General features: G+C 36.4%; 12 protein-coding genes and 6 pseudogenes. 9 read left to right on the top strand and 9 right to left on the bottom strand.

Annotation, left to right across the window (positions count from 1 at the left end; translation table 11 throughout):
• Positions 1-639: 639 nt before the first annotated feature.
• Positions 640-1,059 (bottom strand): annotated as a pseudogene (locus tag P4S71_RS21445) (group II intron maturase-specific domain-containing protein); the annotation flags it as partial.
• 77 nt (positions 1,060-1,136) lie between these two features.
• Here P4S71_RS21445 and P4S71_RS23235 point away from each other — a divergent pair.
• Positions 1,137-1,413: pseudogene (locus tag P4S71_RS23235) on the top strand (hypothetical protein); the annotation flags it as partial.
• A 462-nt stretch (positions 1,414-1,875) separates the two neighbouring features.
• Entirely contained in the window at positions 1,876-2,310 is a 435-nt protein-coding gene (locus P4S71_RS21440) for a L,D-transpeptidase (protein WP_337151659.1), read from the top strand.
• Here the strand turns inward: P4S71_RS21440 and P4S71_RS21435 are convergent.
• Positions 2,307-3,475 (bottom strand): IS3 family transposase gene (locus P4S71_RS21435; RefSeq protein WP_442961703.1). Its coding sequence is split into 2 segments (ribosomal slippage): positions 2,307-3,229 and positions 3,229-3,475, totalling 1,170 coding nucleotides; the frame shifts between segments, so codons are not numbered across the junction. The two genes, P4S71_RS21440 and P4S71_RS21435, sit on opposite strands and share 4 nt — an antisense overlap.
• A gap of 88 nt (positions 3,476-3,563) precedes the next feature.
• Here P4S71_RS21435 and P4S71_RS23230 point away from each other — a divergent pair.
• Both P4S71_RS23230 and P4S71_RS21430 read left to right on the top strand, forming a co-directional pair.
• Complete coding sequence (locus P4S71_RS23230) at positions 3,564-3,671, top strand: L,D-transpeptidase (RefSeq protein WP_442961727.1); 108 nt, start codon at positions 3,564-3,566, stop codon at positions 3,669-3,671.
• Positions 3,672-3,683: 12 nt separating this feature from the next.
• Positions 3,684-3,992: a hypothetical protein gene (locus P4S71_RS21430; protein ID WP_337151476.1), complete on the top strand. Its 309-nt coding sequence runs from the start codon at positions 3,684-3,686 to the stop codon at positions 3,990-3,992.
• Positions 3,993-4,077: 85 nt separating this feature from the next.
• Here the strand turns inward: P4S71_RS21430 and P4S71_RS21425 are convergent.
• Positions 4,078-4,497 (bottom strand): annotated as a pseudogene (locus tag P4S71_RS21425) (group II intron maturase-specific domain-containing protein); the annotation flags it as partial.
• 254 nt (positions 4,498-4,751) lie between these two features.
• Here P4S71_RS21425 and P4S71_RS23225 point away from each other — a divergent pair.
• Positions 4,752-4,841, top strand: a pseudogene (locus P4S71_RS23225) (transposase); the annotation flags it as partial.
• A gap of 218 nt (positions 4,842-5,059) precedes the next feature.
• The gene (locus tag P4S71_RS21420; protein WP_033039728.1) at positions 5,060-6,259 is read left to right on the top strand and encodes a hypothetical protein; all 1,200 of its coding nucleotides are present in this window, start codon (positions 5,060-5,062) and stop codon (positions 6,257-6,259) included.
• Between the two features lie 28 nt (positions 6,260-6,287).
• Here P4S71_RS21420 and P4S71_RS23220 read toward each other — a convergent pair.
• Positions 6,288-6,419: pseudogene (locus P4S71_RS23220) on the bottom strand (IS110 family transposase); the annotation flags it as partial.
• A 170-nt stretch (positions 6,420-6,589) separates the two neighbouring features.
• Here P4S71_RS23220 and P4S71_RS21415 point away from each other — a divergent pair.
• The 3 genes from P4S71_RS21415 to P4S71_RS21405 all read left to right on the top strand — a co-directional run bounded on the left by P4S71_RS21415 (position 6,590) and on the right by P4S71_RS21405 (position 8,844).
• Entirely contained in the window at positions 6,590-7,057 is a 468-nt protein-coding gene (locus tag P4S71_RS21415) for a DUF1643 domain-containing protein (RefSeq protein WP_337120085.1), read from the top strand.
• Between the two features lie 581 nt (positions 7,058-7,638).
• The gene (locus tag P4S71_RS21410; protein WP_033028534.1) at positions 7,639-8,166 is read left to right on the top strand and encodes a redoxin domain-containing protein; all 528 of its coding nucleotides are present in this window, start codon (positions 7,639-7,641) and stop codon (positions 8,164-8,166) included.
• Between the two features lie 231 nt (positions 8,167-8,397).
• Positions 8,398-8,844, top strand: coding sequence for an Hsp20 family protein (locus P4S71_RS21405; protein ID WP_337151475.1), 447 nt, complete (start codon positions 8,398-8,400; stop codon positions 8,842-8,844).
• Positions 8,845-9,318: 474 nt separating this feature from the next.
• Here the strand turns inward: P4S71_RS21405 and P4S71_RS21400 are convergent, their stop codons facing one another.
• From P4S71_RS21400 to P4S71_RS21380, 5 genes and pseudogenes are all read right to left on the bottom strand, one after another.
• Positions 9,319-9,612, bottom strand: coding sequence for a hypothetical protein (locus P4S71_RS21400; RefSeq protein WP_337151474.1), 294 nt, complete (start codon positions 9,610-9,612; stop codon positions 9,319-9,321).
• A 193-nt stretch (positions 9,613-9,805) separates the two neighbouring features.
• The gene (locus P4S71_RS21395; RefSeq protein WP_337151473.1) at positions 9,806-10,969 is read right to left on the bottom strand and encodes a peptidylprolyl isomerase; all 1,164 of its coding nucleotides are present in this window, start codon (positions 10,967-10,969) and stop codon (positions 9,806-9,808) included.
• 29 nt (positions 10,970-10,998) lie between these two features.
• Positions 10,999-12,012, bottom strand: a complete 1,014-nt coding sequence (locus tag P4S71_RS21390) for a phospholipase (RefSeq protein WP_337151472.1) — start codon at positions 12,010-12,012, stop codon at positions 10,999-11,001.
• Positions 12,013-12,122: 110 nt separating this feature from the next.
• Positions 12,123-13,675: pseudogene (locus P4S71_RS21385) on the bottom strand (cryptochrome/photolyase family protein).
• A gap of 356 nt (positions 13,676-14,031) precedes the next feature.
• Positions 14,032-14,436: a globin gene (locus tag P4S71_RS21380; RefSeq protein ID WP_337151471.1), complete on the bottom strand. Its 405-nt coding sequence runs from the start codon at positions 14,434-14,436 to the stop codon at positions 14,032-14,034.
• Between the last annotated feature and the right edge of the window lie 463 nt (positions 14,437-14,899).

The following is a 14,899-nucleotide window of genomic DNA, read 5'->3' as shown; positions in this document are numbered from 1 at the left end:
CTAAGTAGTTTTCGCCTAAAAGGGTTTGGTGTTTTTCGCTCAATCACTTTTTGGTAAATGGATTTTTAGTTTGCAGATTTCGCTTTAAGCGTTTCGTGTAAACGGCTCAAATTCAGTTTTGGGTGTTAATAGGTGCTGGGCAGTTGTTATTTCTTTCGGGAACCCATTACCTTTAGTGCGCGTTAAAGGTTGGTCGCTTTTCTTAAACAAGCAACTAACAAATTATTCAACGGGACAAATAACAGTTGGCTTTGTTCGCTGCGCTCACTATTTTAGCCAACCATTATTTGCCCGTTAATATGGGTGTTATGTGTCTTTCAAGTTTTATTGTTAGCGCGCGCTGAAAATGTTTTACTTTACCTGTGTTTTTAGCGTGTGCTGCTTTTGAGTTTTCGCTAGGGTAGTTAAGCGCGGGTCACTAATAAGCTTCGCCTTTTATACCTTTTTCAAAGGTGGCAAAGCTATTATTTTAACTAGGTTTTGTGGTGCGCTCAAATTAGCGTATTGTGCAAAGCTAACGGTGTTTACTTCTGGCTTCAGCGTTTAAAGGCAAAGTTCGGTAAACACATAATCGGGTAGCCGGAGGTCTCTAACCTCCAGCCCCCACACCACCCATCATGCGGGTCCGCAATGGGCGGTTCATCTCCCGTAATGAATATTGATCCAAATATCTCTCAATGACACTAAACCTTGTGACGCTAAGTAATCATTGCCTAGCGCAATGTTAATTCCTTTTGTTTTTGAGCTTCGACAAGGGCCTTTACTGGTGATACCACAGGCTATGGCGAGTCGTTCGCTAACACCTAATTTCATTAAACTGCGTACTTTGGTACGAGGTTTTCGCCACTGCCGCCAGTAGCACATTCTTATCCTACGGCGGATCCAATGATCTAAATCCACCGTTAGCTGATAAGCGTTGGCTATTAGGTAATAGTGTCCCCAGCCACGTAAATACTGCGTGAGTTTATGAATTTGTAGGGTCATTGAGATCCCCCTGTTGCGGTTAGTGAGTTCTCTTACATTTGCTTTAAATTTCTTTAGCGCCTGTTCGTGGAACTGTGGAAGATTAGGATGGCACCCATCCTAATTATTACGAAAAAAGCCAACAAAAACAGCATGAAGAGTGCATTATTATAAATAATGAATCACGCAAAAAGCTGAACTATGTTAATAAGGTGAAAGTAAAAATAGACAACCCCATAGGTCGACGATAGCTGTTTATTAAAGAATGGCAAACGACTTGGCTGTATTGGAGCGGCTTTCCTTTAGGTAAAAAGTGCAATATTACAGTAAATAAAGGGATGAATAAATTGACCTTACGGGGTCAAATGAAAGTGAATGCCTTTAGTTTACGCTGCGGCAATTGTATTGCCTTGTTCATAAATAGAAAAGCTGCAAAAAGCGATGTATTAAGAAGTGCAAGCCTTTTCACCTTAAATAAAAGCCACTCAAACACCCGTAATCTCTTCCAAAACACCAATTGAAACAATACCAAACCAGCTTTTATATTCTATGAAAAACACAGTAATCGATTGAACCAAAATAGGAACTCAGCTATGGTCTATTTATCAATAAAAATAAATTTAAAAACGAGTTAATTTACAGGCTCGTTATAAGCTCCGTTACTGGCTGTAATTATTTTATGTAACTGTTAGTATACATTCGATTATTTTTTAACTCATACAAGGATGAAGTAAAGTGTCACAAGGTAACTGTGCAACACCAAAAAAAACATGATATAGGAACAGCTAACTATATTTTCAACAAAGTTGGTAAGGGAGGAACTAACAGCAATACAGACTTAAGGAGTGTCATTTCATTATTAGAAAATAGAAAAAAGATCCGTACTACCGAGAAAAACTTCTTCGATTAAAAATTCCAAACTCCTGCTCCCCAAATATTATTCAGGAGTTAACACAGTGTATTTCAGACTTTCAAGCCAGTATACAGGGAAGAAATAAGGCTGATGGAGTAGTTAGTCCAAGTGGCTCTACTATTTTATACCTTGGTGGTGTAAGACTTACAGGGAAACATATTATCGTTGATTTGGATGATCAAAATCTTTTCGCTTACGATGGAAAAAAGAAAATACATGAATTTCATTGCGCCTCTGGCGATAAAAAACACCCTACGGCAATAAAGCCTTCTTTACACCATATATTCAGAAAGCATCAAAAATACAGAAGCCGTGCATATAATGCACAAATGGATTATGCGATGTTTTTTACAAATGATGGTAAAGCTATCCATCAATCAAATGCTGTAAGTGTCACATTGACATGGTCAACTAAATTCAGTCACCCTAGTTAAGAAACCATATCTAATGTTTCGATTCGTTCTTCAAAGTCATTTGGGCTTTGATAATTTAAGTACGAATGTAAGCGACGACTGTTGTACCACATACAGATGTAATTCATTACATCCTGTTGAGCCTCATAACGCGTTGGGTAGTTTTTCCAATGCACGCGCTCTTGCTTCAAACTACCGAAGAAGCTTTCTGCAACAGCATTATCCCAGCAACAGCCTTTCTTACTCATGCTACCAATGAAGTCATTTGACTTGAGCAATTTACGATATTGGTGGCTTGCATATTGAACCCCATGATCTGAATGGATAATTAACCCTGTTTTGGGCTGGCGTTGCCACATCGCCATAGTCAGTGCGTCACAGACAAGCTGCGCTTTCATTCGTGAGCCCATGCTCCAACCAACGACTTTGCGCGAATATAAATCAATCACTACCGCCAGATACAACCAACCTTCTGCAGTCCAAACATAAGTGATATCTTGTACCCAGGCTTGATCAGCTGCTTCAACGTTGAAGTTTTGCTCAAGTACATTGGGATAAATAGGCTTATTATGCTCACTATTCGTTGTCACTTTGTATCTCTTTTTATAACGCACCCAGACATTTGCCTCTTTCATTAGCTGTGCTGTTTTGTAACGACTCACCGGAAAACCGAGTGCATTTAAGACTTTCTGAATACGCCTTTCACCGTAAGTATTATCACTGAAGTGCGCTATGTCCTTGACACAATCAATCATTTCTTGATGTGTTGGATCCTCTGATTTAGTTGAGAATCGCTTTTGATAACTATAGTAATTGTTACTTTTTACACCCAGTATTCGGCACATTGTCGCCACAGGCCAGGTCTTCTTGTATTGGGTTATGAACGAATATTTCACTTCGTTTCTTTGGCAAAGAAGACCGTCGCTTTTTTTAATATTTCACGCTCCATTTCTAGGCGTTTCACTTGCGCTTTTAGCTCTCTGATCTCTTCTTGCTCAGGGGTTAAATTACCGTTCCCTCTAAAAGCATGCCCATCATCATTTTCAGCTTCTTTTATCCAGCGACCAAGGATGTTGGGATTTACCCCTAAATTTCTAGAGGCTTCTGCTTGTGAGTAGTTTTGCTCAACAACTAATGCGATAGCATCAAGTTTAAATTCTTTGGAATACTTTTTACGTTTTGTCATTATCGATCTCCAGTTAAGTTGATTATCTCTTAACTGGGGGTAGTCGAATCCATTAAACCACGTCACATCCTTTTTAAAAGTCGTTGGTATTGAATCATTAGGATCTCATGGTTGTGTTCGTCTAAGTGAAGATGATGCAAAAAAATTATTTAGTTGGTCATTTATGAATACTCCGGTATTTGTTGATATGGCTTAGGAGTTATAATCTATGAAAGCACTAATTTATCTAACTCTAGGAGTTCTCTTTGGCGGAACTGTTGGATATTTATATGCAACTAGCATATCTGACGATCGCAATGAAGATATAATAAAAAGAGAAATAATCTTGCTTAATAAGTATTCTAATATTCCCTCTTGTGAAGACTTAAGAGAAGATAAAGATAGTATTACTCAGAAATCTGAAGACAGTAATCACATACTTTGGTCTTATTTAAGCGAGGATAATTTGCTTAAAAAGGTTGTAATTTCACCAGACTTTGTTGTTGCATACGAAGAGGTTGAAAAAATATGCAAATAAAATGGTTTCGCTTATAATCGGGTAGCCGGAGGTCTCTAACCTCCAGCTCCCACACCACCCATCATGCGGGTCCGCAATGGGCGGTTCATCTCCCGTAATGAATATTGATCCAAATATCTCTCAATGACACTAAACCTTGTGACGCTAAGTAATCATTGCCTAGCGCAATGTTAATTCCTTTTGTTTTTGAGCTTCGACAAGGGCCTTTACTGGTGATACCACAGGCTATGGCGAGTCGTTCGCTAACACCTAATTTCATTAAACTGCGTACTTTGGTACGAGGTTTTCGCCACTGCCGCCAGTAGCACATTCTTATCCTACGGCGGATCCAATGATCTAAATCCACCGTTAGCTGATAAGCGTTGGCTATTAGGTAATAGTGTCCCCAGCCACGTAAATACTGCGTGAGTTTATGAATTTGTAGGGTCATTGAGATCCCCCAGTTGCGGTTAGTGAGTTCTCTTACATTTGCTTTAAATTTCTTTAGCGCCTGTTCGTGGAACTGTGGAAGATTAGGATGGCACCCATCCTAATTATTACGAAAAAAGCCAACAAAAACAGCATGAAGAGTGCATTATTATAAATAATGAATCACGCAAAAAGCTGAACTATGTTAATAAGGTGAAAGTAAAAATAGAGAGCCCAATCGGACGGCGACAGCTGTTTATTAAAGAATGGCAAACGATTCGGCTGTATTGAACCTGCTTTCCTTTAAATAAAAAGCGGAATATTACAGTGAATAAAGGGATGAATAAATTGACCTTACGGGGTCAAACGAAAGTGAACGCCCAATGGCAACTGTATTGCCTTGTTCATAATATAGAAAAGCTGCAAAACACGATGCATTAAGAGAGGCAACCCCTTTTAAGCCAAAATAAAGCCACTGAAACACCCGTAACTCCTTCCAAAACGCCAGTTAAAACAATACCAAACCAGCTTTTATATTCTATGAAAAATACAGTAATCAATTGAATCAAAATAGGAACTCAGCTATGGTCTATTTATCAATAAAAATAAATAAAAAACGAGTTAATCTACAGGCTCGTTAGTTTTTTTGGGAGTTTATAGTGAAACTTTTTATATTAGGTGCTGGTGCTTCCAAAGCGTATGGAGACTCTAAAACAGGAATAAGAATGCCAATTGCTTGTGATTTTTTTGAAACATATGACAAGCTAGAGATACCAAATAATTTATGGGTATTACAGGGGCAAATTCATTTATATATTACGAATAAGTATGGTATTGATCCATATTCTTATCTTCGTAAAGGTATAGATATAGAAGATTTTCATTCATCTATTGAAGAAGATATACAAATTGAACTTGATGCAGGAAACAAAAATGAATCAATGTTTCACCAAATGTCTTATAATGAGTTAATTTATTTATTTTCATTTGTGATTAATGAGATTCAAAATGGACCTATTTCAAAGCCTCATTTAAAACTAGTAGAATCAGTTTCCAAAAATGACGTGATAGCTACATTTAACTGGGATACATTAATTGAACGAGCTCTAGAGCACACATCAAATTGGAATGTGAATCAAGGGTATAGCTTCAGTCCTAAATCTGTTTATAGGAACGGTTGGGACGACTCAGTTAACAGATCAAACAATGAAATGGTTCAATTGTTAAAACTTCATGGGTCAACAAATTGGTTAACAATTCATCCAAATATGCTTGATGGTTTTACAACTCTAAATCGACTTGTGAAACCCGAAGACGTATATGTATATGAGTCGACAGAGGAGCCTTATCCATGCCACCGAGGACGCTTTATGGGAGGTTATGGACGTTTTTCTTATGGGTATTATCCTGTAAATTTAGATATGGTCGCATATGATCCAGATGGGCAAAAAATTGAATTTGTTAGCCAACCTAAACCGCACTTCGAAAAAGGGAAAGCACCTCGAGATGGCGTGCCGACAATTCCATTGATTATTCCTCCTGTTAAACAAAAGAAATATGATCAATATGGAGAGTTGTTTGGTTCACTTTGGTCTAAAACATCAGAAGCAATTCAAAAGGCTGATGAGATAATTCTTATTGGCTATTCATTTCCTAAAACAGATATAAAGAGTACTCAGCTTTTTATACAGTCATTCATGAAAAGAGTTAACAAACCAAAAATTAAAATATTAGACCCTAATCCTGAAAAAATAGCAGAGAAATTCATTTATGAATTTGGTTTTACCGAAGCTGAAGTTCAAGTCTATAAAGATTATTTTTCTGAAGACTTTGATATTGAAGCGTTAATAAAAAACTAACAACACGCCCTGAGGTGGACAGCAAGCGCTAAAGCTCACTTTCCACCGCAAATTTTAACAGCGGTAATCCCTTACTTTTCAATGCGGTTAAGTAAGTTGATTCATCGTAGGGCGTATGTGCTTTCCAGCAAAATAGGATTCGTATCCACTTAAATGCCAATGGAGGCTGTAGAATTACTCTTTTTAAGAAAAAGCCTGTTTTATGGTTTTCAGATGATTACCTAATGCTTTAAAAGCGCTTAGCGTTAATTACAGAAACTCGATTTTTAATTGGATTTTGCTGTTGGAGTTATTCTATAGCCTCGTTATATACCCTTAGAGGTTCCAGACATGAAGAATACTGCTGAACTTTCTGAATGCCGTAAATACAGATATGCACTATGGAGAACATGGGATGCAACAAAACCAATAGTTATGTTTATTGGTTTAAATCCATCGACGGCAGATGAAAATAATGATGATCCAACACTAATTCGTTGTATAAATTTTGCTAAATTTTGGGGTTACGGTGGTGTATGCATGTCTAATTTATTTGCATACAGAGCAACCGAACCACGAGATATGAAAGCAGCTAAAGATCCTATTGGTTCAAATAATGACGCTTGGCTTACAAAATTATCCAATGATGCACAATTAGTTATTTGTGCATGGGGTAATGACGGTTCTTTTTTAAAGCGTTCTAAACAAATTTTGGAACTAATGCCTAACTTAAATTATTTAAAATTAAATAAATCAGGGGAGCCTGCTCATCCTTTGTATTTATCAGCTAAGTTAAAGCCTATACCGATGGGCATATAACAAGCATTGCCAACGTCCTCTCATGGTGCATAGCGCAGTCCGTACCAGTCAATTGTGCTTTCAGGAATCTAACTTTATAAAGCTTTGTTTGTAACTTTATGCCAGCATATACTTCACTTGATTAGCTGTAGCCCAATGAATCCGAATAAGCTGACATAAAGTTACAGTTTACCAAAATTTCAATCGTTAATTTTAGCGTACAAAATAAAATGACATATTGCGCATTAAAAATCGTCATAAATTTGTTACCAAAAATAAATCTGCTTACCAATAAAACGACCTTTGGGTCTAATACCAACCTTCCTTTAAGCTTTACCATTAATGGCTATATTTTAAGCTTTATAAAGCGTGCCATAAGCATAATTAATTACACGATGCAGAAAATGTTTTTAATTAGCTACAAAGCTTCAGAGGTATTTTTATAATGCGTTTAGCTAAGTTTATTTAAATAGATTATGTATGTATTGATGTTATTAGAGTCGATAATTCAATCTTGGTTACAATTTATCCTCTTGAAAATTAGTTATCTGCCCTAAGCTCTATTTGGTAAATGGTTTATAACATTTCTTAAGGAGAACATTATGAGTAATAACACAGTAAAACCCGCATCAAAACTCTCTGAGCTGATTGTAAGTAATACAGAGCGAGAACAGGTTGATATTACGCAGCGTATAACAGATGCTCCATGGAAAATGATAGTTGTTTATCGAGGTCAGCATTGCCCTATGTGTACGAAGCAATTAAATGCTTTGGCTAAAATGACTCAAGATTTTAAAGATATTGGTGTTGAAGTTGTTGCTGTAAGTGGTGATAGCCACGCTCAGTTGGAAGCGCACTTTGAAAAGCTAGACGTTAATTTTCCTCTTTATTATAATTTAACGCTTGAGCAAATGACTGAATTAGGTTTGTATATCAGTGAGCCAAGAAGTAACACTGAGACAGATCATCCGTTTGCAGAGCCTGCAATTATTGTCCTAAACGAGCAAAATCAAGTGCAAGTTTTAGATAAGTCAAACAGCCCGTTTTCACGCCCTGATATGCAGCAGTTACTTTCAGGTATTCAATATACACGCGAAAATGATTACCCTATTAGAGGAACATTTTCTTAAGTTGTTATGCATAAATTTAAGCGTGTTTAATAGCGCGCTTAAATTTATATTTTATTTTTTAATAAATTTACTTGAAAACAATTTTACCGTCCATATATAGTTAAATAGGACGCCTGATGGGTCCTAAATTAAACTTAAACAATTGAAATTTATATTATTAATTATACTTTGCTTGAGCTTGTTCAATAGAAAAGCACATGCAAAATATCGCTTAAATATGAGGATATTATTATGCGTACAGTAGATTTATCACCACTTTATCGTTCATTTATCGGCTTCGAACATTTAGCATCACTTATGGATGCGGCAGCAAGTACAGACAAGCAGCCAAGTTTTCCTCCTTATAACATTGAAGCGCTTGATAAAGACAAATACAGAATTACTATGGCCGTTGCTGGTTTTAGTGATAACGAGTTGACCATTGAGTCAGAAAACAACACGTTGAAAGTCGCCGGTACTAAGGCTAATAAAGATGAGAATAATGAACGTAAGTTTATTCATCAAGGTATAGCGGAGCGTAACTTTGAGCGTAAATTTCAGCTTGGCGATCATGTAAAAGTACTTGGTGCAGATTTAGCTAACGGCTTATTGAGCATAGAGCTTCAGCGCGAAATCCCAGAAGCACTTAAACCTCGTAAAATAGAGATAGGGCAAGGTCATTTAATCGAAGACAAATAAACCCTGTTTAACCTTAGTTTCCCTGATTGTTTAGCCGTCTCGCTTGAGACGGCTTTTTTATGCAATAGAGTTTTAAATAGTCTTGAATCTAGAGCGTTCTCTTAATCTTGGCTAAGTAATACCAACCTGCATAAATCTTTGATCAATTTAACGAATTAAATTGCCCTATAACGGCGTTAAAATTTTTTATTTAGAACACTAGATACAAAAACTTTTGCCTAGTTCTAGCGTAATTTTCTTAACGTTAAATAGACCCCATATATAAGCAAATTGGTATAACCAGAACTCTGGATAATAAATCTATCTCAAGCAGCTATTTTCAGCGCTAACTACGTTGAATTTACTGGCAATAGGCTAGCTATTGACGCGTAAATTCGCCTTGTTTTCACTGAAAATCGTTGGCTAGAGAAAATAAATTTAAATATCACGATTATTCAATACGTTAGTAAATCTCTTGACCAGAGTTCAGGTTAATTAAGTGCTTTTGTGTTTTTTCAGCAGAGCAATTTTATCAATCGCTTCTTGAAGCTGCTCTTGCTTCATTCCTTGTTTACGCCCTTTAGCAAGTAAGTTTTCTAGCGTTGCTACTTTGCTATGAACAGCACTTACAAAGCTACTTTCTAGTGCGCGCCGCTTCTCTTGTTGAAATTGTTCGTAGGCTTTATGGTCGTCTAAATCCCCCTTGTATTGAACACTGCTTAGTTTACTTTTATTTAGCGGGGGTAAGTAATTTGGTTCGGTAATTGCCAGTTGAGCATACTCATTCAAGGTACTTTTTTTAATATTTGAAGAATGTGCATCTTCAATTTTTTTACGGTGTGTACTGTTTGCTTTATTGTAGGACGCTCATCTGTTGGTTGTTTAGTCGCTAGTGCCATTTTTTTCTGCTCGGTGGAGCCAGATAAGTAGTATATGAGGGTGATGCCTAAAGACATTATAATGAGTGCCGAGAGCTTTATTTTCATAACTTAATCTCATTTTGTGTGTGCCACGCAGCCCACTTTTGCTGGTATTGCTGATGAGCATTTTGTAACGCCACAGACTTAATCGCTTGATAGCGAACTGTTTGGCCCGTTGCTGCAAAATACCTATATTCATAGTTACTAGTTAACACCACAACCCACAATCCCTTTGGCGAACGAATGACTTCAGAAAGCTCATTCTCATTTTGAGTAAATGCAAGTTGTACTACCCACTCTTTTTTATGCTCTCGATTGATATTATTATTAAATTTACTATAAATATCATTCATATTAGCCGCTTTTAAAGCAACTTTGAAAGTACTCTTTGCCACTTCATTTTTAAATTTAACCGCGTCATTTCTGTTTTTAAATTCAGCACCTTGGGCTGTTATTTGGTATAAATATTTGAAGCGACTTTTATTCTTTTGGTAATACTGATTTATTTGTTGTTCAGAAACTTGTTTTTCTAATTGTTCGAGTATCGGGCTTTGTCCATGCATCATGTCTTTTACGCCAAGCCAGCTTTGAATCGAAGGGCGCAAGATGTCACCTTGAGCAATGCTTATTAAATTATCAATGTTGATATCTTTTGCTTTAAACGCGTTGGTCGCTTTTTCTAAATTTATAAAATATTGATGCTTTTTAGCTATTTCTGTATGAAATAACTGGTTATCGCCTTGATGCAATCTAAACCGTATTTGCATAGAAAGTGGTTTAATGAAGTCATAAACAGACATTGCAGGAAACGCAAAATTTTCAAGTTTTACTAAATTTAATGTGTTTTTTTGCGTTTCAGAATATTGTCCATTCGCAGGATATTCACCTAATGTGTTTGTAAGCCAGCTGGCCGTAAAATGTTTAACATTATTAGAAGCTTCGATGCTCGGTGGTAAATGTAGTTGATTTATAAAAAGGTTATTTAGGTAGCGCTCTACATGGTAACCGGTGGTAAAACCGACATCAGACAAACGCGCTACCTTGTTGGGCATTAGGCGTTTTGCTTCACTTAGTAAAAATTGGTTCTCGTATAAACGATAGCGTGTTTGCGAAAGACTAATGTCACTATTTTGCTGTTGATATATTTGATGCATCAACTGTATTTCAGCGGGTGTGTACTTTTCAACACTCGTAAATGCTTGGCTGCTGTAAAGCAGCCCAAACATTACTACACATAGGTAGACTAAATACCTCATTAGCGGGCAACCATGGCATGATTTAATAAATGTACAACCATTGCAATAGCATGAGGGATAACTTGTTTTGCGGTATCAACACGGTCGTAATGATCTTCCGAATTAAGCACAATACCTCCTTGAGCGTACGAAAAAGAACCGCCCTGTGTTAGCAATGGACGTACATCCGTTGAGGCTTTATCTAACGGTGAAAAGGTATTTATTGCTTGACGTATTAAGCTAGGATCATTGAGTTGTTCTTGATCATAATAATCCTTTATCCAGCCTTCCCAGCTAGAGTGATTTAAATCTGAAGTTGTCCATGTGTGATGCGGCTGAAGTAAATCAGTTGTATGGAATACAAAGCCCAGTACTTGTGGATTACCACTGTCTAAATAGCTTTGAAACCAGTATTGGCCTAAGTTATCGATTGGTTGAAAAGGGATTTTTTCAAAATCATCATACATACTATAGTTTGATTGACTATCAATTCGGTAATGAGCTTCGGTAATGTCATAACTATTATATTTTGAAGAGTCAGCATTAAACCAGCCCGTTTCTCTTCCCTTTCCATCATCTAAATAGTCCCCTTTTAACCAAGCCGCAGCTAAGCTATCAATGGTGCCCCATACAGTGAGTTTGTCGTAGTTATAGCCGCCAAAATCATTACCATGCTGATCAGCGCCTTGCGTATGGTTTTGAAAGTGCCAATAGCTAGTATATTTTACAATGCTTTCAGCCGCGCCCCAAAGAGGAGCTTGGACACAAGAGCCTGTAATGGCACCACATAAAAAAGTATCTTCAAAATCATCAACATCATAGGCTGCTTGCCCTAGTAGCTCAGCCAGTTGTGAGACTGACATTTTATTTTGTAAAGCATATTGCGACAGTGCTGCATATTGCGTTGATTGTGGGTTTTGCTCCATATAACTTACAGCGTCAATAACAATCCGCTTATGGGTTTCTTGGCTAAATGCGTGTGCTTGGTTGATACTTGTAAGTAATATAATTGCCGACGTTAATATTTTTTTCATTTTTATCTCATTGCTGTATTTAAAAATTAACGCTATTAAAAGATAGCGCTATTACATTACAATGACAGAAGAATTAAACATTTAATTAACAATTTTACCTGTTTTATATATCACAAACTTTCTAAATCAATTAAATGCGCAGCAGCTTGTTTTAATAGCACTGTTTTTTGTTCTTCGGTTTGTCGGTCCCAGTTTTTATAAACCATGCCTATACGCGGGTTTTTCTCTAATTTACTGCGGTGGGTGTGCATAAAGTTCCAGTACAGACTATTAAGGGGCATGCTTTTTCTCCCACTTTTTGTTTAACATCGTATTGGCAACGCTTGCAATAATCGCTCATTTTATTAATATAGTTTCCGCTTGCTGCGTAGGGTTTTGTAGCAATAATGCCATCATCGGCAAATTGGCTCATTCCTCGAGTATTAGGCATTTCTACCCACTCGATTGCATCTATATAGACACCTAAATACCAATTATCTACGTCATCAGGATTAATTCCCGTGAGCATACAAAAGTTTCCAATAACCATTAAGCGCTGAATATGATGCGCGTATGAGGTTTCTAAACTTTGTGTAAGTGCGTGGCTTAAACAATTCATTTTAGTAGAGCCAGTCCAAAAATAGGATGGCATCTTATTATTGGCTTGTAGTTGATTTTTAGTTGCGTAGTCGGGCATGTTAACCCAATAGATGGCGCGTACGTATTCTCTCCAACCCAGTATTTGCCTTATAAAACCTTCGACTTGTGAAATGGATATTTCGCTGGGTCTTTGTTTATATTCAGTAATTACGCGTTTAATTACATAAAGCGGGTGTAGTATTTTTGTATTTAAAGCAAATGATAAACGGCTATGGTAAAGGCTAGTATTATGCTTACTCTGGTCAGTCATAGCATCTTGAAATTTGCCAAAATTAACGAGCAAATATTCACAAAAGTAATCAAGGCTACTAATTGCTTGCTTTCGCGTTGTTGGCCAAGTGAGTTGATTATCTATACTGCCAAAATAAGCGACTTTATGTTTGTTTAAGCGAGATATAATTGACTTTACATCATTAGTAAATAGCTTTGGAGAGGGGATGTCGTGTATGTCGTTCTTAGAAAATTTATTTCTGTTGTTACTATCAAAATTCCATTTACCTCCTTCAGGCTTACCGGAGTCCATTAAAATATCAAACTGCTTGCGCATATCGCGATAAAAATGCTCCATCGTTACATGTTTATTTTTTACAAAGCGTTTTTTAATTTGTGAAAAGGGGAACAAAAAATGTTCGCTATCCACAGCCCTCACACTTAGCATATGCGTTTTTTTAAATTGTTCTAATTGCGAGTGAAGTCTAAATTCATCAGGGTATTGATACTCTATTGCCGAGCACTGATATTGTTTTGCAATACGGTTAAGCAAATCGGGTAAATTGTTGTCGTTACAAGTCTCATCTAAGGTTAAATGCAATACATTAAAACCAGCATGGCTTAACGCTGAAGCAAAGTTTTCCATAGCATGGAAAAAAGCACATAATTTTTGGATATGGTGTTTAACATAATGAGTTTCTTGTGCAAGTTCAGCAATAATATAAAGGGTTTCATTATCTTTTTGCTTAAACCAAGAATGCGATGGGTTTAGTTGGTCGCCCAAAATAAGCCTGAGTGTTTTATAGTGTTTCATACTTAGAACCAAATATGTTTAGTACGCCAAAGTGTCGTAAAACGATCTTTTAAAGGTGTTGTAGTACTGCTTAATTATGCGTGGAGTTTTACAATAGCTGGTGTTTTTAATGCTCGATGAGCTAATTCTAAAAAGGTATTGAGCTTTGCTGGTTTTATAAAGGGCTGTTTTTTACTACTTAATGAAGCTTAACCGGCTCATTATAAACTTGAGTGTTGTTATGCTTAGCTTATATGTATTTCAATACCTACTTATATATAAGCGCATTTGTTATAAAGGAATGAGCAATAAATACAGGTTCTAATTGGTATTATTTTTTGTTTTGCTTATTCGTTGTTGAAGTGAAATAACGTTACTTATATTGAAAAGTGAACTGTTAGTGCAGTTTTCAAAAAGGTTAGAAATTCTTGCCATGCGGTTTGGCTTTGTAAGCAAAAATGCTGACCAAGATGAGCTTCTAAAGTAGCGTAAAAAATATCACACAATATTTTAATATCAGTTTGCTGAATATTACGTTTATTTAGGTGTTCTAAATAATGTGTTAAAAAAGGAGTGACAGAAGATGGATTATCTAAATGTTTAATTATGCGCTCTAGCACGCAGTAAAACGTATAACTTTTTTCGTTGAATTGATTTGCAGTTGGGTAATTCATTACAATACTTGATTCTGCTAATTTACGATGAAAGCGTGCTGTAAAAGCATGGAAATTCGGCTTAACAATCTGTAGGCTTTTTAATAATACTGATTGGTTTGTGTTCATTAAATGCCTCTTTGCATTAAGTGTGATTGTTATTGTTATTGCTTTCGTTGCTTTTATTATAGCTAGAGAAGTTGAAACCGCACGGGTTTATTGGCTTAAATAGAGGGTTTAATTAATAAGTTACTGATTTTATTTATTTTGTTTTTGTTAATGAGATTGATTATCTATTCATTGGGATGGCTGTTTAATATTTACTTCAATGCTACGATTGGGGTTGTTGATCTTTGAGGATTAAATCTGTTTTACCTAAGGACAGCGTATGTTTGGCATTTATGCTGTGCTATCGCTTATTTGTGAGGAATAACCACACATGATCGACACAGCCTTGCGTAGAAGCTAAACGGGTGCTTTAAATTTAGGCTCGCAAGATAATGAGGCCCTAAAGGTTATTACAACAAATGTTAATTTGTAATACATTAAATTAACAACTTGACGAATTGCAAATTTTATAAACTTATTAGTT

The organism is Pseudoalteromonas sp. B62, from assembly GCF_037162565.1.
Lineage (GTDB): Bacteria > Pseudomonadota > Gammaproteobacteria > Enterobacterales > Alteromonadaceae > Pseudoalteromonas > Pseudoalteromonas fuliginea.
This window is presented reverse-complemented; position numbering and strand designations above follow the sequence as displayed.